This window comes from Rhizobium sp. PL01 (assembly GCF_033447125.1).
Taxonomy (GTDB): domain Bacteria; phylum Pseudomonadota; class Alphaproteobacteria; order Rhizobiales; family Rhizobiaceae; genus Pararhizobium.
Genome location: NZ_JAWQUM010000001.1, coordinates 450896 through 474580 on the forward strand (window position 1 = coordinate 450896; position 23685 = coordinate 474580).

General features: G+C 60.0%; 22 protein-coding genes. 17 read left to right on the top strand and 5 right to left on the bottom strand.

The features are described from left to right. Window positions 1-114: 114 nt before the first annotated feature. Complete coding sequence (locus tag R6X40_RS02110; protein WP_318410564.1) at window positions 115-1524, bottom strand: adenylate/guanylate cyclase domain-containing protein; 1410 nt, start codon at window positions 1522-1524, stop codon at window positions 115-117. A gap of 68 nt (window positions 1525-1592) precedes the next feature. Here R6X40_RS02110 and R6X40_RS02115 point away from each other — a divergent pair, with 68 nt between their 5' ends. Both R6X40_RS02115 and R6X40_RS02120 read left to right on the top strand, forming a co-directional pair. Then, window positions 1593-2201 (top strand): sensor histidine kinase, encoded by a 609-nt coding sequence (locus tag R6X40_RS02115; protein WP_318410565.1) that lies wholly within the window; start codon window positions 1593-1595, stop codon window positions 2199-2201. Continuing rightward, the gene (locus tag R6X40_RS02120; RefSeq protein ID WP_318410567.1) at window positions 2198-3286 is read left to right on the top strand and encodes an acyltransferase; all 1089 of its coding nucleotides are present in this window, start codon (window positions 2198-2200) and stop codon (window positions 3284-3286) included. Before R6X40_RS02115 ends, R6X40_RS02120 begins: the two co-directional genes overlap by 4 nt. Window positions 3287-3578: 292 nt before the next feature. On the opposite strand, the gene R6X40_RS02125 is transcribed toward R6X40_RS02120, so the two are convergent. Continuing rightward, the gene (locus R6X40_RS02125) at window positions 3579-4037 is read right to left on the bottom strand and encodes a pyridoxamine 5'-phosphate oxidase family protein (RefSeq protein ID WP_318410569.1); all 459 of its coding nucleotides are present in this window, start codon (window positions 4035-4037) and stop codon (window positions 3579-3581) included. A 130-nt stretch (window positions 4038-4167) separates the two neighbouring features. Next, entirely contained in the window at window positions 4168-5196 is a 1029-nt protein-coding gene (locus tag R6X40_RS02130) for a zinc-dependent alcohol dehydrogenase family protein (RefSeq protein WP_318410570.1), read from the bottom strand. 186 nt (window positions 5197-5382) lie between these two features. On the opposite strand from R6X40_RS02130, the gene R6X40_RS02135 reads away from it, so the two are divergent. From R6X40_RS02135 to R6X40_RS02175, 9 genes are all read left to right on the top strand, one after another. Then, window positions 5383-6315, top strand: a complete 933-nt coding sequence (locus R6X40_RS02135) for a neutral zinc metallopeptidase (protein WP_318410571.1) — start codon at window positions 5383-5385, stop codon at window positions 6313-6315. A 194-nt stretch (window positions 6316-6509) separates the two neighbouring features. Beyond that, window positions 6510-6845, top strand: coding sequence for a hypothetical protein (locus R6X40_RS02140; RefSeq protein WP_318410573.1), 336 nt, complete (start codon window positions 6510-6512; stop codon window positions 6843-6845). A gap of 58 nt (window positions 6846-6903) precedes the next feature. Beyond that, window positions 6904-7254, top strand: coding sequence for a hypothetical protein (locus tag R6X40_RS02145; RefSeq protein WP_318410574.1), 351 nt, complete (start codon window positions 6904-6906; stop codon window positions 7252-7254). 147 nt (window positions 7255-7401) lie between these two features. Next, window positions 7402-7725 carry a hypothetical protein gene (locus tag R6X40_RS02150; RefSeq protein WP_318410576.1) on the top strand — a complete coding sequence of 108 codons (324 nt, stop codon included), beginning with the start codon at window positions 7402-7404 and terminating at the stop codon, window positions 7723-7725. A gap of 240 nt (window positions 7726-7965) precedes the next feature. Continuing rightward, window positions 7966-9222, top strand: coding sequence for a TCR/Tet family MFS transporter (locus R6X40_RS02155; RefSeq protein WP_318410577.1), 1257 nt, complete (start codon window positions 7966-7968; stop codon window positions 9220-9222). Window positions 9223-9403: 181 nt separating this feature from the next. Further along, entirely contained in the window at window positions 9404-10822 is a 1419-nt protein-coding gene (locus tag R6X40_RS02160) for an MATE family efflux transporter (protein WP_318410579.1), read from the top strand. Window positions 10823-10919: 97 nt separating this feature from the next. Next, window positions 10920-11174, top strand: coding sequence for a hypothetical protein (locus tag R6X40_RS02165; protein ID WP_318410580.1), 255 nt, complete (start codon window positions 10920-10922; stop codon window positions 11172-11174). Window positions 11175-11201: 27 nt separating this feature from the next. Further along, window positions 11202-11756, top strand: coding sequence for a GNAT family N-acetyltransferase (locus R6X40_RS02170; RefSeq protein WP_318410582.1), 555 nt, complete (start codon window positions 11202-11204; stop codon window positions 11754-11756). Window positions 11757-11899: 143 nt separating this feature from the next. After that, window positions 11900-12283 (top strand): VOC family protein, encoded by a 384-nt coding sequence (locus tag R6X40_RS02175; RefSeq protein WP_318410584.1) that lies wholly within the window; start codon window positions 11900-11902, stop codon window positions 12281-12283. A gap of 79 nt (window positions 12284-12362) precedes the next feature. Here the strand turns inward: R6X40_RS02175 and carA are convergent, their stop codons facing one another. Then, window positions 12363-13568 carry a glutamine-hydrolyzing carbamoyl-phosphate synthase small subunit gene (carA, locus tag R6X40_RS02180; RefSeq protein ID WP_318410586.1) on the bottom strand — a complete coding sequence of 402 codons (1206 nt, stop codon included), beginning with the start codon at window positions 13566-13568 and terminating at the stop codon, window positions 12363-12365. Between the two features lie 281 nt (window positions 13569-13849). Here carA and R6X40_RS02185 point away from each other — a divergent pair, with 281 nt between their 5' ends. Beyond that, the gene (locus tag R6X40_RS02185) at window positions 13850-14305 is read left to right on the top strand and encodes a GatB/YqeY domain-containing protein (protein WP_318410588.1); all 456 of its coding nucleotides are present in this window, start codon (window positions 13850-13852) and stop codon (window positions 14303-14305) included. Here R6X40_RS02185 and R6X40_RS02190 read toward each other — a convergent pair. Then, window positions 14280-15182, bottom strand: a complete 903-nt coding sequence (locus R6X40_RS02190) for a hypothetical protein (protein WP_318410589.1) — start codon at window positions 15180-15182, stop codon at window positions 14280-14282. The genes R6X40_RS02185 and R6X40_RS02190 overlap by 26 nt on opposite strands. Window positions 15183-15408: 226 nt before the next feature. Here R6X40_RS02190 and dnaG point away from each other — a divergent pair, with 226 nt between their 5' ends. The 5 genes from dnaG to recQ all read left to right on the top strand — a co-directional run bounded on the left by dnaG (window position 15409) and on the right by recQ (window position 23680). Further along, a complete protein-coding gene (gene dnaG / locus R6X40_RS02195; RefSeq protein ID WP_318410590.1) occupies window positions 15409-17409 on the top strand; it encodes a DNA primase in 2001 nt (666 codons plus the stop codon). Between the two features lie 129 nt (window positions 17410-17538). Further along, complete coding sequence (locus R6X40_RS02200; RefSeq protein ID WP_318410592.1) at window positions 17539-18174, top strand: LysE family translocator; 636 nt, start codon at window positions 17539-17541, stop codon at window positions 18172-18174. A gap of 196 nt (window positions 18175-18370) precedes the next feature. Continuing rightward, window positions 18371-19768 carry an MATE family efflux transporter gene (locus R6X40_RS02205; RefSeq protein ID WP_318410593.1) on the top strand — a complete coding sequence of 466 codons (1398 nt, stop codon included), beginning with the start codon at window positions 18371-18373 and terminating at the stop codon, window positions 19766-19768. Window positions 19769-19994: 226 nt separating this feature from the next. Next, on the top strand, window positions 19995-21539 hold the full coding sequence (locus R6X40_RS02210; protein WP_318410595.1) for a sensor histidine kinase: 1545 nt from the start codon (window positions 19995-19997) through the stop codon (window positions 21537-21539). Between the two features lie 278 nt (window positions 21540-21817). Beyond that, window positions 21818-23680 (top strand): DNA helicase RecQ, encoded by a 1863-nt coding sequence (recQ, locus tag R6X40_RS02215; protein ID WP_318410597.1) that lies wholly within the window; start codon window positions 21818-21820, stop codon window positions 23678-23680. The last annotated feature ends 5 nt before the right edge of the window (window positions 23681-23685 follow it).

Here is a 23685-nt window from a genome sequence, read left to right on the forward strand (position 1 = left end):
CAAGCGAAACCCCGAAAATTAAGGAATCGACAGGAAAATTCACGAGTTTTCCGCTTAAACCGTCTGTCGCAACGGTCGTTGCGCCGGGAGTTCGCAAGCAGGGAGGCGAGCAGATCACGGAATCGTAAAAATGTTGATCTTTTCGGTAATGCCGCGAAGGGCGACATTGTGCGATGTCGGTGTCACGCCGCGCTGCGTCAGCAGATGCAAAGCACGGGAATCCTGAAGGACGGAGCCTGTGGCGAAAATTTCGCGGGACGTGGCGAGGTTCTGCACCCGCGACGCGATGTTCACGGTCTGACCGAAATAATCCTGCCGGTCGTTCAGGCTGACCGCAATACATGGCCCTTCGTGAATACCGATTTTCAGAAGCAGATCCTCGTTGCCGTGGTCTTCATTGAGCTGGCGCATCGCATCGCGCATCCGCATCGCGGCGGCCACGGCCCGGTCCGGCGTCGGGAAGGTGGCCATCACGGCATCGCCAATGGTTTTCACCACGGCCCCGGCCCCGGCCCCGACGATCTCGTTCAAGATACTGAAATGCGTCTTCACCAGATCGAATGCGGCGAGGTCGCCGACGCGCTCATAAAGTTCGGTCGAGCCGCGCAGGTCGGTGAAGAGGAAGGTGAGGCTGGTGATCTTCAGCCGCTGGTTCACGTCGATCGTGTCGGTGCGGTAGATGTCGCGGAACGTCTGATTGGTGAGCAGGTGCTTGGCGGTCAGGAACGGGCGACGCCGCCCAAGCAACGCGTGAAGCGCATCGTTTGCCAGGCACACAGACGGCAGCGTGCGCGCTCCGGTGTGGTTTTCCACCATGATCCGCACAGGGCCGGGCCGTAGCTCCAGCGTCTCGCGATGCTGGAAGCCGCGGTCGAAGACGAGCGAAAGGTTCGTCCGCTCCTTGGTCGGCTCACCCTTCACGTCCAGGAACTGGGCCGCATGGGTCACGGGTTCGAAGATCATCACGAACCCTTCCGGCAGTTGCAGCGAGATGACGGCCTTTTCGCCGGGTGGCAATTCGAGCGCTTCGAGAATGAACTCGTCGACCTTTGCCTCGTAGTCATCCTCTGGCATGTCGATGCCCGAGCCCCAGTAGATCTGGCGGAAATATTCGAGCGGCGACAGCTGGTGGGGATTATGCGCTTCGATGTGGCGCACGCGCGGATTGACTGTAAAAGTCACTTCGACCATTTCGTCCAGCGTTGGCTCGTAACCGGCGGCACAGAGCGCGCAGATATATTCTTCGCTCTGGACTGTCTTGAGCGAGGTATTGGCATCGAGCACGCCGCCACATCCGGGACACAGCACATTCCATGACATCTCGAACAGGCCGAGCCGCGACGCATGCAGGAACCCGTTGATCGCCTGCTCTTCGTCAAACCCTTCCGTGGCCGCAAACGCCAGCACGTTTACGCGCCCGAGTTTGCGGTCCGGCGCGTCATGGACGAGCCGCTCGATGGCATCGACGATATCTTGCCTTGCCGATTGGCGCAGCGCCGCAAACAGAGGCTGGGTGTCGCTCATCCCGCCAGTTTACACCAAATCCGGCCTGCTGACAGCGGATTGCGATTCTCGGGTGCGGATCGTTCAGCGTGCAACGTCATCTGCATGTGACCGGCGGCATCGACCAGATCGAGGTTGCCACCTATCTCAAGACGCTCTGTGGCAGTCTATCGTCGTCGATGACCGGCGAGAGCCAGCCGATCGATATCAAGGTGACGGCGCAGAATGGCCGGATCGGCTCCGACCAGGCCGTCAGCCTCGGTCTCATCGTCACCGAACTGGTTATCAATGCGATCAAATATGCGTTCTCCGCCCTCAAGGCCGGGGCGTCGATCTCGGTGTCCTACGAAGTGAACGGCGCCGACTGGAAATTGGTCTTCGCGGACAACGGCGTCGGAAAAGAGGTTGTGCCAGTCCCCAAACCGGGCGGTGGCTGGGGACGGCCATCGTCCAGGCGCTGGTCAAGCAGATTGCGGCGCAGATGGAGACGAAATCCAGCACCTGCGGCCCGTGTCGTTCACGCGCGCCACCTTCACCTTAACGCCTGTCTGCAGCAGCTTAGAGCCTTGTCGATGAGCTTTGTACGATCATGGGCGCCATCGGCAAAGAGATGCTTGAGAGGCTTAAACGTATCTTATCTCCTCCGCGATAAACTGCCATCGTTACCCATCAAATATAGCGGGGGAGACTGTATATGAGAGCCATGACTCATCAGCGGTACGAGAACATCGACGCGCTCCGCGCCGTCGCAGCCACACTCGTCCTCGTCCAGCATTTCTTTGGCGACGTTGTCCGTGAGGCGTTGGACCCCAAAGGACCACTGGCACAGCTGGTCGGCCTGTCGTTAAACAACGTGGATCTTGGACGTTTTGGTGTAGTGCTCTTTTTCCTGATCAGCGGTTTTGTGGTGCCGTTCAGTATTCGGGGGACGAGGCCTCTGAAGCGCTTTGCGATATCCCGTTTCTTCAGGCTCTATCCTGCCCTCTGGCTTGCGGTACTATTGCTCAGTGTAATAGCCGCATTGAGGGATGAGGCGCCATCGATTGCCACCGTCCTTGCAAACATGACGATGTTTCCGAGCCTCATAGGCTTCAAGTGGTTATCCGGAATTTATTGGACCCTTACGATAGAGTTGATCTTCTATGTGCTGTGTGCTGCTCTCTTCTGGCAGTCAATCTTGTACAAACCGTGGGTCGTTATGGTCTTCACTTTACTTCTTATTGGGTCAACTGCTGTACCGATCCTTGCGCGTACCCAATTCGGAACAAACCTGCCGGTTCAGTATATCGGTCTCCACGTCTCCTTCCTCTATTGCGGGCTGCTTCTTCGTCTTGCGATGATCGAAAAAAGCCAGGGAGCGTGGGTATGTGCCGGAACAATTATTCTGGCACAGTTCGCCGTACTGTTTTGTATCGGCGATTTTTCTCTCGCTCGCGGTGACGGTTTCTTCTTGGTCGGAACGGCGCCAATCATTGTCGCTTATATTCTGGCGTTTGCGGCATTCATCTGCGCTGTTTACACCGGCAAGCCAGAGTCACCAATTCTCTCTCGCGGCGGATCCATAAGCTATTCGGTCTATCTTTTTCATGGCGCGGCTGCGCTGATGACATATGCGCTCTTTCCATTGACAGGTGGCTGGAGCGATCTCTGGATCGGCCTCACGTCCCTCGTCGTGACTATGTTTATATCTTTTGGAGTCTACACTTATCTGGAGACCCCAATGATTTCCCTGGGCCGCAAAGTCATGACACTATCCGAATCGCGAGCCGTCTCCGTCATCTGAAGTTCGACGTAAACTGGTGAAATTGAGAGTATATATCGCCGTGGTACCGGCGCGAAGATCTCCCTTGCGACGTGGGATCATAGCGTGAAGCAGCGCGGTGCTTCACGCCCCCCATTTGCCGCCCAAGCGCGCCAAATAAGGGATCGCGTTCAAAACAGCGCGCAAATCCGTCTCGGCTGGACGGCCATTCGGCCACGCGTCGTTTGGCTCCACATACCAAGCTTGAATCATATCTCATCAAACCGTTCAATAGGCCCTTAACCAGTCTCCCAGAGCAAGCGTCTTCAGTCTCTCAGTTATCGCCGGCGACAGACTGCCTGCCTGTGACACTGTCGATATGGATGGCAAAGAAGACGGGTGCCATGGCTTTGCCGCCAATTGCCTCCGGGCCGGGTTTCAAGGCGCCGGGCTCCCACCAGTTGCCTCGTTTTTCCAGCAGCGACCAAGCGTGGAGCCGTTCGTTGTGCCATCTTTCATCGTCCGGGAATTCCTCATAACGTCCCTCGACGACGACGCTTCGCCAAGCCTCGTTGTCCTCGATTTCGCCCACCTGGATGCAAACCAGCGGATTGGTGCGCAGCCAGTCGATTTTCTGCCCCGGCATGGAAAACCCGTACAGGCTGGGGGATTCAAACGCGTACTGGATCGGCACGACATAGGGCCGGTTGTCCTTGGCACAGGCAAGATGGGCAATGCGGCCCCGCGAGAGGACGTCAACGCAGTCTTCGCTGGTCATCTCTTTCAAGATCATCGGGATAAATTCCTTCCGGGACATCGATTGCCCCATCGGGAATTGTAGCACGGTTCGCAGTCGTCATTTTCGAAATCGGTTTCTGCAGGGCGAACTGCCGCAGTCTGGCGGGTAATCAGTCCATCGCGCCTTAACCGGCTGTTGCCACCACCAACACCTTCACTTCTCCCGCAGCCGGCGGATTGCGGATCACCTCGGGCGCCTCTTCCAATGTAATCGTGCGCGAAATCAGCTTTTCCACATTGATGACGCCGGATGCGACCAGATCGGCGGCGCGGCGGTGGGTGAAGGGGTTGATGAAGGAGCCGAGCACCCTCAGTTCCCGGAAGAGGATGTCGAACGGTTCGATCCGGACGGTCTCGCCCTGCGCCATCACGCCAAGGATGACGACGGTGCCGCCCGCCTTGGCAAGCCGGGTGGATTGCTCGACTGTCGCCGCGACGCCGGCGCATTCGATCACCACATCGACGCCACCGGGAACACGTCCGCCCGGCCCGGCGATGGCCTCGATAAGATCACCGTCCGAGGGATCGACGCTGGCGGTTGCGCCCAGTTCCTCGGCCAGTTTGCGTTTGGCTTCCTGCCGGGTCGAAAGAATGACCGTGGTCGCACCCGCCAGCCGCGCCAGTTGTACCGTCAACAGGCCAATGACGCCGCCGCCGAGCACAACAACCGACGAACCGGCCTTGATCTCAGCCATATCAATGCCGTGCAGGCAGCAGGCCAGCGGCTCGCAGAAGGCACCGTGTGTGGCAGGCATATCGAGCGGGATCTCGAAAGCCTGCTTCTGCGGCACGATCACGTAGTCGGCAAACCCGCCATCGCGGCTAATGCCGATAGCCTTGAGATTGCGGCAGAGATTGACCCGGCCTCTCTGGCATTGCGGGCAGCGGCCGCAGGAAATGTTCGGGTCACCAGTGATGCGGGCTCCGAGCCTGAAGTCCTTCACGTCGGCTCCCATAGCCTCGACGATGCCGCAGAATTCATGGCCGAGTGTTACCGGCGGCGTCGAGGGGAATTCTCCGTGCAGCAGGTGCCGGTCGGTGCCGCAGATACCGCAGGCCTCGACCCGCACCAGCAGGTCGTCAGGCCCCGGAACGGGCGTCTCGATCTCGCGCACGAAGAGATTGCCGATCGATTCCAGGCGCATGGCTTTCATAGGCTCGTTCCTCCCAAAACAATGACGGTGATACTGGCATGCTCCGTCAGCGGCTGCCAACGACTGGTTTGAATTTTAGCGGCTGAAAAACTTTGTTATTTGGGTCTTGTACAAAATCGCGTCTGGCGCGTTATATGATTGTGAAAAGCTTGATAGCCGCTGCGGCTAAGACGGGGAGACCAGATCATGGAATGGAAGGGCCGGCGCCAATCGGGCAATGTCGAGGACGAGCGCGGAGCGGGTCCGGTGCGGGGCGGCATGGGCGGCAATCCGTTCGGCCGGGGTGGTGGTTTCCGCCTCCCGACCGGCGGTGGCGGCCGTGGCGGCGGCATGAGCATCGGCACGATCATCTTCCTCGTTGCTATCTATTTCGTCCTGAAGATGATGGGCATCGACATGCTGCAGGTGCTCGACGGCGGGCAGGGCAGCTCGCCTAGCGTCCAGCAGACCCAGTCGCAGTCGCCGCAAGGGTCTGCGCAGGAAGAGGAAACGAAAGCCTTCGTGTCGACCGTGCTGGCTGAGACCGAGGATACCTGGAACGGCATCTTCCAGGCGAGCGGACAGACGTATGTCGAGCCGAAGCTGGTTCTCTTCCGCGACGGCATCAATTCGGCCTGCGGCATGGCGTCGTCGGCCAGCGGCCCGTTCTATTGCCCTGGCGACCAGAAGGTCTATCTCGACATGGCCTTCTTCGATGAACTGGCTCAGAAGTTCGGCGCATCCGGCGATTTCGCCGAGGCCTATGTCGTCGCCCACGAGGTCGGCCATCACGTCCAGAACCTGCTCGGCATCTTGCCGAAGGTCAACGCCCAGCGCCAGCGCATGAGCGAGGCGGATTCCAACCAGATGTCGATCCGTGTGGAGCTGCAGGCGGATTGCTTTGCCGGCATCTGGGGCAAGTACACCGAGCAGAAAGGTCTTCTGGACACGGGCGATCTGGAGGAGGCACTGAACGCTGCCACCCAGATCGGCGACGATACGCTGCAGAAGCGGACCCAGGGTTATGTCGTTCCCGAAAGTTTCAACCACGGCACCTCGGCCCAGCGCTCGACCTGGTTCAAGCGTGGCTTCGACAGCGGTAAGCTTTCGGCCTGCGACACCTTCAATAGCAATATCTGAACAAACGGCGGCGCGTCCCTGCGCGGGCGCGCCGCTCTCTTATGACCGGCTTTCAACTTTGGCGTTAAAAAATTCACCCACCGCGCTGCCGCCAATCGAAAAAAAGCCACGAGGCAACCTATATCTCTCCTATCGAGACGGAAGCTGGTGGAAAAAAACCGGATGTGCCGGGTGGCCAGCGAAGGAGAACAAGCATGCGAAAAATCATCACCCTGACATTGACGGCAGCGGCCGTTGCCCTATCGGTGGTGCCGTCAGCATTTGCGACGGAAACGCTCGGCACCATTCTGTTCGGTCATCCCATGGAGCCCGGCATTGCCGTCGTCATGATGAAGTCCGGCGATCGCGGCGGTGATCGCGCTCCAGCGATCTTCCGTGATCCGTCCGCCGAGACGCGCGCGCGGGCGCAGGCGGAAATTGCCTCCAATCCGGTGATCAAGGCATCCCTGGAGCGCCGCAATATTCGGCCGCACAACGTTCTTGCCATTCAAACCGCGCTGGATGGCAGCAAGATCATTTATGCAAGATGAGAGCAGCGCTTTGCGGTATCATTCGCCGTAAACGTGCAACGCCTGAAGGAGAAAGACAGTGAAGAAGATTGCCACGCTTGTTCTGGCCGCCGCCCTTCTGGCTCCTATCGGTGCTGGTTTGGCAATCGCGCCTGCCTACGCCCAGAAGTCGCCGACGGCCCGCCAGGCCGCCAACACCAATCCGAGGGTCACGGTGATCATCATCCGCGATTATATCGGCCCGGACGATTTCCAGCAGGTGCCGCGTACCTATCGCGATCCCTCTCCGCAGACCTATGCAAAGGGGCAGGAGGAAATCCGCAACTCGCCCAATATCCGCGCTGCCCTGAAGAAGCGCGGTATCCCGGCACGCAACGTCAATGGCGTCCAGACAGCCTTCAATGGCGGCAAGATCGTCTATGTGAGGTGATCGGTATTGTGGGGCATCCGGTTTCATGAACACGGATGCGACCCGGCGAAACTATCGCGCGCGCCCAACCGTTACTCAATGCGACACCGATCTGTGACCGTTTACCGGCCGCAATAAACGGGTGCCGTATTTTTGAGGAGAATGACAATGCGCAGATACATCATGCTCGCATTTGCCGTCCTGATCTCGGCCATGCCGCTTGGCAGTTTCGCCAGCGCCCGTGATGCGCGTTCCGGCCAGGTCAGCATCACCGTAATCATCATCAAGGATGAGGTTGACGACGACGACCAGACACAACAAGTACCGCGGACCTATCGCTATCCTTCGCCACAGACCATCGCCAAAGCTCAGAACGAAATCCGGTCCGATGCTTACCTCAAGAGCTTTCTCCTGAATAAGCGCGTCCAACTGCGCAACGTTGTCGGCATCCAGACCGCTTTCAACGGCGGCAAGATCGTCTATGTGAAATAATCACTTTGCGTAGGACAGCCTTGAGCGACGGGAGCGTTCGCCTCACTCGAGGCCCTGTCGATTCTATCAAGCCAGCCAAGGCGTTCGCCTGCAGCGCTCATCAATGTTCCCGAAGCACTCATCACGAACATTGAAATGTTCACGTATTGTTTCCGTTATAATTTTCAGATACAGACGATCTGCCTGTCATGTTCGCGTTCTGTATCCGTGCGCTGCCGGATGCCCAGTGAGGTTTGTCCGATGATTGATCCGAAGTCAGCGCGGCGCGGTCTTTTCCTGGTTTTTGTCATCCTGTTCCTCGATATCATGGGCATTGCCATCATTGTGCCGGTGCTGCCTGCCTATTTGAAAGAACTGACGGGCGATACGATCAGCGAGGCGGCGGTCGATGGCGGCTGGCTGCTTCTGGTCTATTCCGGCATGCAGTTCATCTTCGCGCCGCTGATCGGCAACCTGTCGGACCGTTTCGGCCGGCGCCCGATCTTGCTTGTCTCCGTGCTGACATTTGCGCTCGACAATCTGATCTGTGCGTTGGCGACAACCTACTGGATGTTGTTTATCGGCCGGGTGCTGGCGGGGATCAGCGGCGCCAGCTTTTCCACCGCTGCGGCCTATATCGCCGATGTCAGCGATGACACCAACCGGGCGAAGAACTTCGGCCTGATCGGCATCGCCTTCGGCACGGGCTTTGCGCTCGGCCCGGTGCTGGGCGGCCTGCTTGGGGAGTTTGGCCCGCGCGTTCCGTTCTATGGTGCCGCCGCCCTGTCTTTCGTCAATTTTGTTGTCGCCTGGTTCCTGCTGCCCGAGACGCTGCAAAGCCATAACCGCCGCCGTTTCGAATGGAGGCGGGCCAATCCGCTCGGAGCCTTGAAGCAGATGCGCAACTATCCTGGCATCGGCTGGGTGCTGCTGGTGTTTTTCCTGTTCTGGCAGGCGCATGCGGTCTATCCGGCGGTCTGGTCCTTCGTCGCCTCTTATCGCTACGGTTGGAGCGAGGGGCAGATCGGCCTGTCGCTCGGTATTTTCGGTATTTGCGGCGCGCTGGTGATGGGGTTTGTCCTGCCCAAGGCCATCCCGCTTTTAGGCGAATGGAAGGCAGGCGCAGTCGGGCTGATCTTCACCGGCCTCGGCCTTGTGGGGTATGCCTTCGCCTTCCAGGGCTGGATGATCTATGCCGTCATCATCGTTACATGCCTCGAGGCGCTGGCCGATCCGCCGTTGCGCAGCATCGCTTCGGCCAAGGTGCCGCCGTCGGCACAAGGCGAGTTGCAGGGCGCCTTGTCGAGCATTTCCAGTTTCACAACCATTCTCGGACCACTGATGTTTGCGCAGATCTTCAGCGTCTTCACCGCGCCGCAGGCACCCGTCGCGTTTGCCGGTGCGCCGTATGTTCTGGGAGCCGTCTTCGTCGCGCTGGCCATTGCCGTCTACATCCTGAAAGTGAGGCCGGTACCCGATCCGGTGGATGATGGCGGTGCTGCGGGGCAGGCGGTTTGACCGGTTCCCAGTGGCTTTTCAGTGGTTCCGCGTGAAAAACGATCAAGTTTTGTGATGTTTGGATGAAAAAATATGCACATTTGCCGTTCTGGCTGGTGCTTTTCAAACGGTTGTTCTATTTCCCATTCTTCCGTCTTGCGGCCCATACTGGCTGCGACGAAGCCAAAGGCCTATCCTCATCATGCTGACTTCAACCCCTGTCGATACGGGCGTCCGCACCGATAATTCCTGGTCTGCGCATTATCGCGCCACCATCGCGCTTGGCGTGCCCTTTGTCGGTGCCCAGCTGGCGCAGTTCGCCATCCATGCCACCGACGTCCTGATGGTCGGCCGCCTCGGCACGACCGAGCTTGCGGCGATGGTTCTGGCTGCGCAGATGTTCTTCACCATCTTCATTTTCGGCTCGGGCTTTGCCAATGCCGTCGTGCCGATCGTGGCGCAGGCCGAAGGCCGCGGCGACCGCGTTGCCGTGCGCCGTGCCGTGCGCATGGGCATGTGGGCGGTGCTTGGCTATGGCGTCATCATGGCGCCGGTGCTGTGGCAGGCGGAACATGTGCTGCTGATGCTGGGTCAGAAGCCCGAGGTCGCGGCCCTTGCCGGAAGCTATCTTCATATCGCTCTCTGGGGCATGTTCCCGGCGCTGCTGTTCATGGTGCTGCGTGGCTTCCTGAGTTCGCTGGAGCGTGCCGGTATTATCCTCTACGTGACGATTGTCGTGCTGCTCGCCAATGCAGCGCTTTGCTATGTTTTCATCTATGGTCACTTTGGCGCTCCGGCACTCGGCATCGTCGGCGCCGGCATTTCGGCGCTCATCGTCAATACCCTGAGCTTTGTGCTGCTTTTCATCTATATCCAGGCGCAGCCGCAGACCCGTTCCTACGAGATCTTCGTGCGCTTCTGGCGGCCGGACTGGCCGGTGCTGAAGGATGTCGTCAAGCTCGGCCTGCCGATCGCCGTCACCATTCTGGCCGAAGTCAGCCTGTTCACCGTTGCGTCGCTGTTGATGGGTATGATCGGCACAGTCGAACTCGCCGCCCACGGCATCGCGCTGCAGTTCGCCTCCGTCGCCTTCATGGTGCCGCTCGGGCTGGCGCAGGTCGCGACCGTGCGCATCGGCCTTGCCCATGGCCGCCGTGACGCCGAGGGCATCAAGCGGGCGGCGATTGCTGTTTTCGTCGTCGGCTGTGGTTTTGCCCTGATCGGCAGCGTTGTCTTCGCGGTGTTTTCGCACGAACTCGCGGCGATGTATCTCGATACCAACCGGCCTGACGCGGCGCAGGTTCTGGCCTATGCCGGCCCGCTGATCGTCATTGCCGGTGCGTTCCAGCTGGTCGATGGTGTGCAGGCCCTGGCCGCCGGCATGCTGCGTGGCCTGAAGGATACGACGGTGCCGATGGTTCTGGCGCTGGTGTCCTACTGGCCGATCGGCTTCGTCGCCGCGTATTTCCTGGCCTTCCACTTTGGCTTCGGCGGCGTCGGCGTCTGGTATGGCTTCGTGCTCGGCCTGACCGCTGCCAGCATCTCACTGACCTGGCGCTTCTTTCTTTTCCTGAAGCGCGAGCGCAAGATTCTGGCCTTGCCGGTCGGAACGCGTTTGTGATCCGTATCGTGCCGGCGATGCCGGCACGGGCGGTCATGAGTGCATTCATATTCTGGCAAACATCCCGCATCGGAACCCGCCGGTCGCCAGCGAAGGCATGCACTGTATCAACGGCGATAGCGATAACCTTGGTCTCGCCGATACGCCGGAATTGATCGAGATGCCCGGGCTCGTCGAGCGCATCATGCGGTATGCTGTGTGGCCGGAAGGATGCCACCGTGCCGATGGTTCTGGCGCTGATGTCCGATGGCCGATCGGCTTCGTACTCGGCCTTACCGCCGCCAGCATCTCGTTGACCTGGCGCTTCTTTATCTTTCTGTCGCGCGGAATGAAACTTCTGGCGGCCAAATAGGGCGATTGATCAAACGCGGAGATGGGCATGCCGGAAAAGACACTGAACCTTCAGCCGGAACTGAGCAACGAAACGCTTTTTCTGCGCCCCTTGAAATCAGATGATTTGGATGGGCTCTATGCGGCCGGCAGCGATCCGGCCGTCTGGGCGGGGCATCCGGCCAGGGAGCGGTACAAGCCAGAGGTTTTTCGCCAGTATTTCGATGCCCAGATGGCTAGCAAAAGTACGCTGGCTTTCGTCGACAGGACCACGGGAAAGCTGATTGGCTGTTCGCGCTATTACGTGGCGCCGGACCAGCCGCAGGCGGTCTCGATCGGCTTCACCTTCCTGAACAACGGTTACTGGGGCGGGGCCACCAATTTCGAGATCAAGCGCCTGATGCTCGACCATGCCTTCCAGAGCGTTGGCGACGTCTGGTTCCACATCGACCCCAGCAATATCCGCTCGCAGAAAGCCACCACCAAACTCGGGGCGGTGCATGCCTATGATGCGGTGCTGGATATTTCAGGTTCACCGGTCAACTGGATGTGCTTCCGGCTGACGCGGGATGCCTGGGCGCAGGTCAAGTCAGCACGCGGGTAGCGGGGACCAAGCGGCGCTTGACGTCTATTGGCCGCTTTCAAAGCGATCGTAGAAAGCGCGAATCCTGCCTTCTCCGGCGCGATTTTGTTCTTTATTTGTTCCTGCTTCTGACTTAGGCTGGCAATGATCAAAGGGAGAATGAAATGACTGCTTATGCGACTGTCGGAACGTTGGATCACGCGACATCGGTGCGCTTCTATGATGCCGTTCTCGCCACTATCGGCTGGAGCGCCCACGTCAACTATCCGGGCTGGCGTGCCTATACTCTGGGTGGCAGCGGCGAAGGTTTTCTTCTGTGGGTCTGCGAGCCGTTCAACCATGAACCGGCAACGCCCGGCAACGGTACGATGGTCGGCTTCATGGTGAAGTCGCATGCCGAGGTCGAAGCTTTCTATCATGCGGCGCTCGCCCATGGCGGCACCGACGAAGGCGCTCCGGGCGCTCGTCCGCAATACGGCCCGGACTGGTATTCGGCCTATATGCGAGACCCGGCCGGCAACAAACTTTCCGTAGTCTTCAATGGTTAGAGCCCTCAGGGGCTAAATAAAAAAGCCCCGGTACTCCTTTGAGAGACCGGGGCTTTTCTGTGTTTGATGATGTCAGGTTTCAGCGTTCGGCCAGCGCCGGTTCGCCCTTCTTCTCGCGCACCAGATTGATGAAGCGGCGGAAGAGGTAGTGGCTGTCCTGCGGGCCGGGCGAGGCTTCCGGGTGGTGCTGGACCGAGAACACCGGCTTGCCGGTCAGGCGCAGCCCGCAATTGGTGCCGTCGAACAGGGAAACGTGAGTCTCTTCAACACCTTCCGGCAGGGACTTCGAATCCACCGCGAAGCCGTGGTTCATCGAGACGATCTCCACCTTGCCTGTCGTGTGATCCTTGACCGGATGGTTAGCGCCGTGATGGCCCTGATGCATCTTTTCGGTGGTGGCGCCAAGCGCCAGGCCCAGCATCTGGTGGCCAAGGCAGATGCCGAACAGCGGGATGTCGCTCTTGATCAGCTCCTGGATGACCGGAACAGCGTATTCGCCTGTTGCAGCCGGGTCGCCCGGGCCGTTCGACAGGAAGATGCCGTCCGGCTTCTGCGCGAGAACGTCCTCGGCTGATGTCGTTGCCGGCATGACGGTGACCTTGCAGCCAAGACCGGTGAACAGGCGCAGGATGTTGCGCTTGACGCCATAGTCGAGCGCCACGACATGATGCTTGGTGTCGGCATCGGCCAGCTCGCTGGCGTCTTCGTTCCAGACCCACGGCTTTTCGCTCCAGCGCGAGGACTGGCCGGAGGAGGCTTCCTTGGCAAGGTCGAGGCCTTCGAGACCGCTCCAGGCCTTGGCTTCAGCCTTCAGCGCCTCAATATCGAAGACGCCGTTCGGATCGTGGGCGATCACGGCGTTCGGCGCGCCGTTTTCGCGGATCCAGGCTGTGAGCGCTCTGGTGTCGATGCCGCTGAGGCCAATGACGCCGCGCGCCTTCAGCCACGTGTCGAGGTCTGTGGTGGCGCGGTAGTTCGACGGGGCGGTGATGTCGGCCTTGAAGATGACGCCGACCGCGCCGTGGCGTGCTGCCGGCGTCAGGTCTTCGATGTCTTCGCCGTTGGCACCGATATTGCCGATATGCGGGAAGGTGAAGGTAACGATCTGCCCGAGATAGGACGGATCCGTCATGATCTCCTGATAGCCGGTGAGCGCGGTGTTGAAGACCACTTCGGCCTGCACCTTGCCGGTGGCGCCGATGCCCTTGCCTTCGATGACAGTGCCGTCGGCCAGAACGAGCAGGGCGGTTGGTTTTGTGGTGGTCCAGGGGGCTGTCGCGGTCATTGTCTTCATCCCGTTCAGGCGGCGCGTCACGAACGTTCGATGGAACGCCGGCCGGCCGTTGTGGTTTGCAGGCGGACAGATGCGAGCGATGGGCGCGCGCTCTCAGGCCTGGTCACGATGTTGGTGCAGGTGACGGTCAATAACTGCAGCACCCGGCAAGGTCAATCTTGAAGACGGTAAGATCGGGCTTTTCCTGCGGCTTTTACCGCGGATTCTCGCATTTCGTTTGCTCCGGTCTGTCCGGCTGGTTTATGAAACGCCATCAAACAGGAGTAAGACAGATGCGCGATCAACTCGCTGCCGCCCTCAAGGATGCAATGAAATCAAAGGACGCACCGCGGCTTTCCACGGTTCGCCTCGTTCTGGCCGAGGTCAAGACCCGCGATATCGCCAATCGCGGTGCCGGCAAGGGCGATGCCAGCGACGACGAGATCCTGCAGATCCTGGCCAAGATGGTCAAGCAGCGTGAGGAATCGGCCAAGATCTACGAAGACAATGCCCGCCCGGAACTTGCTGCCAAGGAACGTGCGGAAATCGCCGTCGTGCAGGATTTTATGCCCAAGCAGCTGAGTGAAGCGGACGTGCGGGCCAATGTCGCCGCTGCCATAGCAGAAGCCGGCGCCAGCGGCCCGAAGGACATGGGCAAGGTCATGGCGGTGCTGAAGGAGCGTTATGCCGGCCAGATGGATTTTTCCAAGGCGTCGTCGGTGCTCAAGGAACTGCTGACAGCTGCCTGACGGCTGATCCCCCTGCTGTTTTTTCCGGCGCGGCCTGCGTATGAAAGGCCGCGTCGATGAGTGCAAATTTTTCTGCCTGATAGGTCCAGTATTCGCGCACAAACCCTTGCGAAAGCCACAGCATGTTTTTGCCGGCCACGGTCTCGTGACCGAGGCTGCCCATTTGGGCCGCCTTGTCCATCAGCCGTTTCAGGTGCGTTTTCGAGATCAGGTAGCGCTGGCAGATGTCGGCTGATGAGACCTGACCGAGCACCGTGCGCGGCGCGTCGGGATCGAAGTCCTGGATCCGTGCGATGAAACTGTCCATCACCAATCCGCCGGAATTGGCCCAGGTAAACAGATTGAATGTCTCGCCCGGATTGCGCACCGCGTGATTTTCCAGAATTCCCTGGGCAATGGTGGGCTGCAAGCGGGCAAACAACACCGGATTTTCCGCCAGCGCCACAGCCCTTTCGCCACCGTCCAGCGTGTCGAGAATGGCCAGATGGACATAGAGCCATTTGACGATGGATTGAACCGCCATATCCGTCGGTTCAAGCGGCCGCATCCGATGGTCGGCAGGGTTGTCGATCGGACGGGCGAAACGATAGGCAAGCATTTCCTTGATGAAAGCGCCGGCAGTATTGCGGCTGGCAATGTCATATTGCATCGCTGCCGCTACAAAGCGCCCGGAATAGAGGCCCTTCGCCGGGTCTTGAGGATCGGGCCTGTAGTAAAGCGAAAATCCAAGCTGCGCCATCAGCCAGCGCTGTTGTGAGGCGAAGATCGAATTCAGCCGCGGATTTTCCGCAAAAAGCGCGGTCATCCGCCGCGCATTTTCCTGCATGGCAGCAAAGAAGGCGGTGTTGGACACAAGGTCGTTTGCTGCAAGGGGCATCTTCGCGGTTTCCGGAAGGGCGGTCCGTAATTCATTGCCTGTCTTGCGTTTGGTATCAACTGTTTATTCCCGGCGCATGACATATCGATTCAAGGAAAATGCTACCGCCGTGTTTGCTCATGTCGGCCGTGATGTTTCGTCAACCTGTGAATTGCGGGTATGATGCGTGCCCTCGCTGGCGCGGCCCGCGATTGCCGCCTATATGGAAACCAGCCCAGAGGTATTCATGCGATTTTCCAACACCTTCCTTGACGAGATCCGCGACCGCGTTCCCATTTCCGACGTGATCGGCAGACGTGTGACCTGGGACCGCAAGAAGACCAATGCCTCGCGTGGTGACTATTGGGCCTGTTGCCCGTTCCATGGCGAGAAGTCGCCGAGCTTCCATTGCGAGGACCGCAAGGGCCGCTACCATTGTTTTGGCTGCGGCGTATCGGGTGATCATTTCCGCTTTCTGACCGATCTCGACGGCATGGCTTTTCCAGAAGCCGTGCAGCAGGTGGCCGATCTTGCCGGTGTGGCGATGCCGCAGCCGGATGTCGAGGCGGAAAAGCGCGACCGCCAGCGCATCGGCCTGCAGGACGTCATGGAAGTGGCGACGCAATTTTTCCAGGACCAGCTGCAAACGGCAAACGGCGCCAAGGCGCGCGCCTATCTTCGCGACCGGGGCCTGACCGGACGCACCATCGAGACGTTTCGTCTTGGTTTTGCGCCGGAAAGCCGCAACGCGCTGAAGGAGTTTCTGGCCGGGAAGGGTATACCGAAGGACCAGATCGAGGCCTGCGGTCTTGTCGTCCATGGTCCGGATATTCCGGTCTCTTACGATCGTTTTCGCGACCGCATCATGTTCCCGATCTTGTCGTCACGCGAAAAGGTCATCGCCTTTGGTGGCCGCGCCATGTCGCCGGACGCGCCGGCGAAATATCTCAATTCCAATGAGACGGAGCTCTTTCACAAGGGCAATGTGCTCTACAATTTCGCCCGCGCCCGCCGCGCCATGTCCGGCGCCGACGGGGCAGGGACGATCATCGCCGTCGAAGGCTATATGGACGTCATCGCGCTGCATCAGGCGGGTATCGAAAATGCTGTTGCACCGCTTGGTACAGCGCTCACCGAAAACCAGATGACGCTGTTGTGGAAGCTCACCCAGCAGCCGGTTCTCTGCTTCGACGGTGATGGCGCCGGTATCCGTGCTGCCAACCGCGCCGTCGATCTGGCGCTGCCGCACCTGAAGCCCGGGTTCTCCGTGCGCTTCGCCATGCTGCCGGATGGCAAGGACCCTGACGATCTCGTGCGCAATGAAGGCCGCGCGCCGTTCGACAAGGTTATGGCCTCGGCGCGGTCCTTGTCGGAAATGGTCTGGCTGCGCGAGGCGCAGGCCGGTGGCTTCGATACGCCGGAGAGCCGCGCCCAGCTGGAAGCGACCTTGAAACAGGTGGTTTCGGTGATTGCCGATGAAAACGTCCGCCGCCACTATGGCCAGGATGTGCGCGACCGGCTGAACCAGTTTTTTCAAGGAGCGTCGCGCCAACAGAATGGCCAGCGGAATTTTGACCGCAACCAGCGCCAGGGTGCCAACCGGAATGGCGGCCAGGGGCAGGGGCGTGGCGGCCAGCAGGGCGCGCGCATGTCGGAGCGTTCGGGCATTTCCGACAGGCTCGCCCGCTCATCGCTGGTGAGTGGCCATCAGGCATTGCCGCCCTTGCGCGAAAGCGTTCTGGCCCTGACCATCGTCAATCATCCGCAGCTGCTGTTTGAAGAATATGACGAGATTTCCGCGATCGAATACGACAATCGTGACCTGCAGCGCTTCTGGTCGTCGGTGCTGAACGCCGCCGCCGCCAAGGGGCCGCGCCTGTCGCGCGAAATCCTGGTCGAGCTACTCGAGGCCGAAGGTTTTGACGTTCTGTTGAAATCGCTCGACCAGCAGATCCGCTTTGCCCGCCTGTGGACCGCAACCACGGCCGCGGCGCCGGAGGATGCCCGCGAAGGCTACCTGCAGGCGCTGGCGCTGCACCAGCGTACCAAGGCTTTGCTCTGGCAGCGGCGCGAACTGGAAAGCGAACTTGCCTATGCCACCGAGGAAGGCGACGACGACACCGTCAGCCAGATCCTGCGCAATCTGCAGGAGGTCCAGCTGGAGGTGACGCGGCTCGAAAACCAGGAGGCGATCATCGACGGTTTTGGCGTCCTGTCCGGGCGTGTGAAGGGGCCGGCGGGCAAGTAGAGCCCGCCGTTCGCTTTCTCTGAATGCTGGCCTATCGTCAGGGTCTTGCCACCGGTCCCGGCAATTGCAAGACTGCCTATCGATTGGGTCGCCTGCGATGTCATCCGCAGGCTCGGGGGAGGGTCGCTTATGACTGAAATCACCTTGCTGGCTTTCGCGCTGGTTGCCTTTATCGGTATTGCCACGCCCGGTCCGACTGTGCTCTTGGCGCTGACCAACGGCTCGCGCTTCGGCGTGCGGCGCGCCCTGATCGGCATGATCGGTGCGGTGCTGTCGGATTTTGTCCTCATCGGCGCTGTCGCGCTCGGTCTTGGCGCGCTGCTGGCCGCGTCCGAATTCTGGTTCTCCGTCGTCAAATGGATCGGTGCCGGGTATCTCGCCTTTCTCGGGATCATGCTCCTGCGTTCGAAGGGCACGCTCAACGAAACGCTGCATGGAACGGCGGAGGGCGTATCGGGCTCCGCGCGGGCGATCCTTCTGAAGAGCTTTCTGGTCGCAGTGACCAACCCCAAGGGATACCTGTTCTTCTCAGCCTTCCTGCCACAATTCATCATGCCATCCGAACCGCAGATTCCGCAATATGCCCTCTTGGCTGCGGTCTTCGCCTCGATCGATTTCCTGGTCATGTTCGGCTACGCGGCGCTCGGCTCACAAGCCGTGAGGGTACTGAAAAAATCCGGTGCGCTCTGGCTTGACCGGATCTGCGGCGGCGCGCTGTTGGCGCTTGCCGGTTCGCTCGCACTCTATCGGCGTGCGAGCGTCTGACGGCTGCATACACACCGTCACGCTTGACCGTTCCCACGCTTGGATGTATTTCGCAGATAGGTCTCGGATACCTGCCGCTCGCAATCTCCCGGTGAAATTCTAAATGTGATGATCTTCTCGCCCTCGAAGCATTTCGTGTGGTGGGCAATGCGAGCTCCCCTCCCGATGTTCGAAATGCAATATTGAGGAGAATGAGATGTCGTCAGGCAACTCTGGTAACAATGCCTTCTTGACTGCCCCTCTTGGTTCAATTTTTGCCAGGACCGCATTTCCCATCATCTTCGTCATGAGCATGAACGGGCTGTTGACCATCGTCGATGCGATGATGCTCGGCCTCTATGTGGGTCCCGAAGCCGTCGGCGCCGTCGCCTCGGTGTTTCCGGTCTTCATGCTGCTCGTTGCGCTTTCGACGCTTGTCGGCAGCGGCATGGCAAGTCTTCTGGCCCGCAACATCGGGGCGGGTGATTTCGAAAGCGCGCGCTCTGTGTTTGGTAGCGCGCATGGCCTTGCGCTGGCGATTGGCGCAGGGTTCGCGCTGTTGTTTCTCCTGTTCGGCAAAGCCCTGGTTCTGGCCGTGGCGAATGGAACCGGGCCTCTTGCCGATATGGCCTATACCTATATCGCCATCATCGCCCTGTTCTGCCCGTTACAGTTCCTGCTATCGGTCAATGCGGACGCCCTGCGCTGTGAAGGGCGGGTGGGATTGATGGCGCTGCTCAGCATCTTTATTTCGCTGGTCAATCTCGCCCTGAACTATGTCTTCATCGCGTCGTTCGGGCTTGGGGTTGCGGGATCGGCCTATGCCACGGTGCTGGCTCAGGGGCTGGCGCTTGGTCTTCTCGTCCTCTTCCGTCTCTCCGGGCGAACCGCCTTGCCGCTTGCCGCATTGCTTCGCAGCAATCCGTTTTCGGGATGGGGTCGAATCGTTGCCCTTGGTGCGCCGCAGAGCCTCGGCTTTATCGGCATGGCCTTGGTCTCGGCAACCATCATCGTCACTCTGCAGAGCGTGGCAGCCCAGACCTATGACACCGTCATCTCGGCCTACGGGATCGCCACCCGCGTCATGACCTTTGCGTTCCTGCCACTGTTGGGCATGGGGCAGGCCATGCAGGCGATCGTCGGCAACAACAGAGGGGCGGGCCTTTGGCAACGTTCGGACAAGGCCCTGCGCCTCGCCGTCGTCACCGCGCTGATCTATTGTGTCGCCGTCGAAATACTGCTCGTCTCCTTCGCCCGGCCGATTGGCTCGATCTTCGTCAGCGATGGTGCCGTCATCAGCGATGTCGCCCGGATCATGCCGTTGATGGTCACGATGTATTTCCTGTCGGGACCGCTGATGATGATCGGCAGTTATTTCCAGGCCATCGGCGACGCCAAGCGGGCGGCGATCCTGGGATTGGCTAAGCCCTATCTCTTCACCATGCCGATGGTCGTCATCTTCGCGGCATTTCTCGGCGAACCGGGACTATGGTTCGCCACCCCGGCTGCGGAGGTGCTGCTGCTGGCGGTGACCGTGCTTGTCTTGTGGCAGACAGCGAAGAAACGATCCCTTGGCTGGGGGCTGTTTACGCGGCAGATCGAAAGCAAGCCGTAGTGTTTTGCGGCAGGATTTCGGGCCTGATATCGGTTCTTGAAATCCCGCTTGTCGCAGTGAACCGGTGTCGTTCCACCGCTGCCCGTGCACAGGTGCCGGCCATGTGGACAGACGGGCACCCGAGCGCTAAGTCTGTCGCAACCTAACCTGCGGGTGCGACGGGCTCTCTCGTCGCTTTCACATGGTTTTATGGTGCCATGCAAACCGAGACAGCAAGAGCGATAACGTGCAGCCGCCAGACTATACCTTTGATGCAAAAAGGCTCCTCGCCCTCGATGGCTACGATATTGTAGACACGCCCGACGAGGCCGGGTTTGATGACATCGTGCTTCTTGCGGCACAGATTTGCGACGTTCCCGTTGCCTTGGTCAGCTTTGTCGGCCGTGATCGGCAATGGTTCAAGGCGCGCGTCGGTTTTGAACCCTGCGAGACGAATCTGGAGAGTTCCGTCTGCGCCCATGCGCTGATCGAACCGGATTTGCTGATCATTCCGGATCTCACGCAGGATGAGCGAACAAGCGCCAATCCGCTGGTGACGGGCGAGCCTTACATCCGGTTTTATGCCGGTGCGCCGCTGCGCACCGCTGCGGGCGACGTGATCGGCAGCCTCTGCGTCATCGATGGAAAGCCGCGTCCGGACGGATTGACGCAAGCGCAGGCGAGCGCATTGCGCAGCCTCTCCGGCCAAGTCATGAGCCAGCTGGAACTTCGCCGCGCGATCGGTGAGCGCGACAGAGCGATGGCGCTCCAGCAAACGGATGAACTGCGGCGTGAAGAGAGTGAACGGCAGTATAAAACCCTGTTCGACGCCATTACCGATGGATTCTGCATTGTCGAGATGAATTTCGATGGCAGCCTGCCGGCCGATTATCGGTTTGTCGAAATCAATCCGGCTTTCGCGCAGCAGACCGGACTGGAGGATGCGCGCGGGAAATGGATGCGCGACCTCGCGCCTGATCATGAACAGCACTGGTTCGATCTTTACGGCGGCGTGGCAATGACCGGCCAACCTGTCCGTTTTGAGCAGTTTGCCGCTCAACTGGGTGGCCGCTGGTATGATGTTCACGCGTTTCCTGTCGGAAACCCGGCTTTGCATCAGGTCGGCATTCTCTTCAACGACGTCACGGATCGAAAGTCCACGGAGCTTCTGCGAAAACAGGTCGAGCAGCAGCAGGAGGTTCTCAATAAGGAACTGAGCCACCGGATGAAGAATACATTCGCGATGGTGCAGGCGATCGCATCGCAAACGCTCCGGCGCGTTTCCGACCGCGAGCCGGTCGAGGCGTTCACACAGCGTATACAGGCGCTATCGACCGCCCATGATGTGCTGGTGAAGCAGAATTGGGCCGCGGCCAATATGGATATCGTCGTCCGAAGCGTGCTTGCGACATTGGCGGAGAAGGACAGGTTCGTTATCACCGGGCCAGGCATCGGCCTCGGCGCCCGGGCAACGCTCGCACTGTCGCTTCTGCTGCATGAACTCACCACCAACGCCGTGAAATATGGCGCGCTCTCCAACGAAAACGGCCGCGTTTCTGTCGACTGGCGGCTCGATGTTATCGACGGCACGGAAGAACTGACGCTTGCCTGGCGGGAGACCGGCGGACCTGTTGTCACCGAGCCCAGCCAGAAGGGATTCGGTTCCCGGTTGATCCGGATGGGACTGATCGGCACCGGCGGCGTCGAACTCTGCTACCAGCCGCAGGGCTTCAGCGCAGAGTTCAAGGCGCCCCTTGCTCAGCTGCAGGAAGCCGAGAACCCCGGCAATTAGATCGCCAATACACTGCTGGTATCCCGGCTTTTGCGATCGGCGAAAGAGAATCCGGTTCTTTGACCAAAGCACTGATTTTCAGCGTTAAAGTGCCAGCAGGGGCATCCTGTTCATCGCCCCTTTCCGTGATGGTTATCAAGACACCGCACATCGTTTCGGGGGCTTCGAGGTTGAATGGTCAGCGCACTCGTCCGGGCAAGCGCCCATCCCGGCGGCAAAACTCTCGCACCCGCCACCGTTCCTGTGCCATAGTCCCGCTTCCCCACGAAAGCGATTCCATGCCGCAGACCCAAAACCGTATCGATCCCGTGTTTGAGACCGAAGGCGCCAAAAATCCGCTGTCGGTGTTGAAACGGGTCTACGGCTATCCCGCTTTTCGCGGCAAGCAGGCGGCCGTCGTCGAGCGCGTCGTGTCCGGGGGCGATGCCGTGGTTTTGTTTCCAACCGGTGCCGGAAAATCGCTCTGCTTCCAGATCCCGGCGCTCTGCCGCGATGGCGTCGGTATCGTCGTCTCGCCGCTGATTGCGCTGATGCGCGATCAGGTGCAGGCGCTGAAGCAGCTGGGTGTGCGGGCAGCAGCCCTCAATTCCTCGCTGTCGCGCGAAGAGTTCGTCGATGTCCGCCGGGCGATTGCCAATGGCGAGCTTGATCTTCTCTATGTGACGCCGGAGCGCATCGTTACGCCGGCCTTCAAGGAGATGATCGGCAACGCCCGGATTTCGCTCTTCGCCATCGATGAGGCGCATTGTGTCTCGCAGTGGGGCCATGATTTTCGCCCGGAATACCGGGAATTGGGCCAGCTCGCAGAGCATTATCCCGGCGTGCCGCGCATGGCCCTGACGGCGACCGCCGATCCACACACGCGCGAAGATATTATCGACAGGCTCGGCCTGCGCAGTGCCGAAGTGTTCACCACCTCGTTCGACCGGCCCAACATCGCCTATGAAATCGTCGAGCGCGACCAGCCGCGCCAGCAGTTGTTGCGTTTCCTGTCACGCCACAAGGGCTCGAGCGGCATCGTCTATTGCCTGTCGCGCGCCAAGGTCGAGGATACGGCCGAATGGCTGAACGGGCAGGGCATTTACGCGCTCGCCTACCATGCCGGTATGGACCGTGCGGTGCGCGACACCAATCAGGATGCGTTCCTCAAGGAGGAAGAGCTTTGCCTGGTGGCGACCGTCGCTTTCGGCATGGGCATCGACAAGCCGAACGTGCGCTACGTCGCCCATCTCGATCTGCCGGGTTCGGTCGAGGCCTATTACCAGGAAACCGGCCGTGCCGGGCGTGACGGCCTGCCGTCGGACGTCTGGATGGCCTATGGCATGGCCGATGTCATCCAGCGCGGCCGGATGATCGATGGCGGAACCTCCGGCGACGATATCAAGCGGGTCGAGCGCGCCAAGCTGAATGCGCTTTTGGCCATTTGCGAAACCCCCGGCTGCCGGCGGCAATCGATCCTTGCCCATTTCGGCGAGGCGCATGGTGGTGGATGCGGCAATTGCGATACCTGCATCAACCCGGTGGAAACCTGGGATGGAACCGACGCGGCGATCAAGGCGCTGGCCGCAATCTACCGTACCGGCGAACGGTTCGGCACCGGCCACCTGATCGATGTGCTCTTGGGCACCGAAAACGAAAAGACCGAGCGCTTCGGCCACAGCAAGATGCCGGTGTTCGGGGCGGGCAAGGATATCCCGTCGAAAACCTGGCAGTCGGTCTATCGCCAGCTTCTGGCGGCCGGCCTGATCAGCGTCGATCACGAAGCGTTCGGAGCGCTGAAGCTGGAGGCCGATGCCCGCACCGTCTTCAAGCGCGAGCGCGAGGTGCGTTTCCGTAAGGACCGGCCGACAACCGGTAAAGGCAAGGGCAAGAATGCCCGGCAATCGGCGGCATCCGGCGCCAAATCGGCTCTGTCCGGTTCGGAGGCGGAGCTGTTCGAGGCACTGCGCCGGGCGCGTTCCGGCATTGCCAAGGAGTTGGGCGTACCGCCTTATGTCGTCTTCCCGGATACGACCCTGATCGCCTTTGCCACCGAGCGTCCGCACAATCACGATGCGCTGCTCGGCATTTCCGGCGTCGGCCAGTCCAAGCTGGAACGCTATGGCGATGCGTTTCTGGATGTGATTCGCGGGTTCGAATGAGGTCT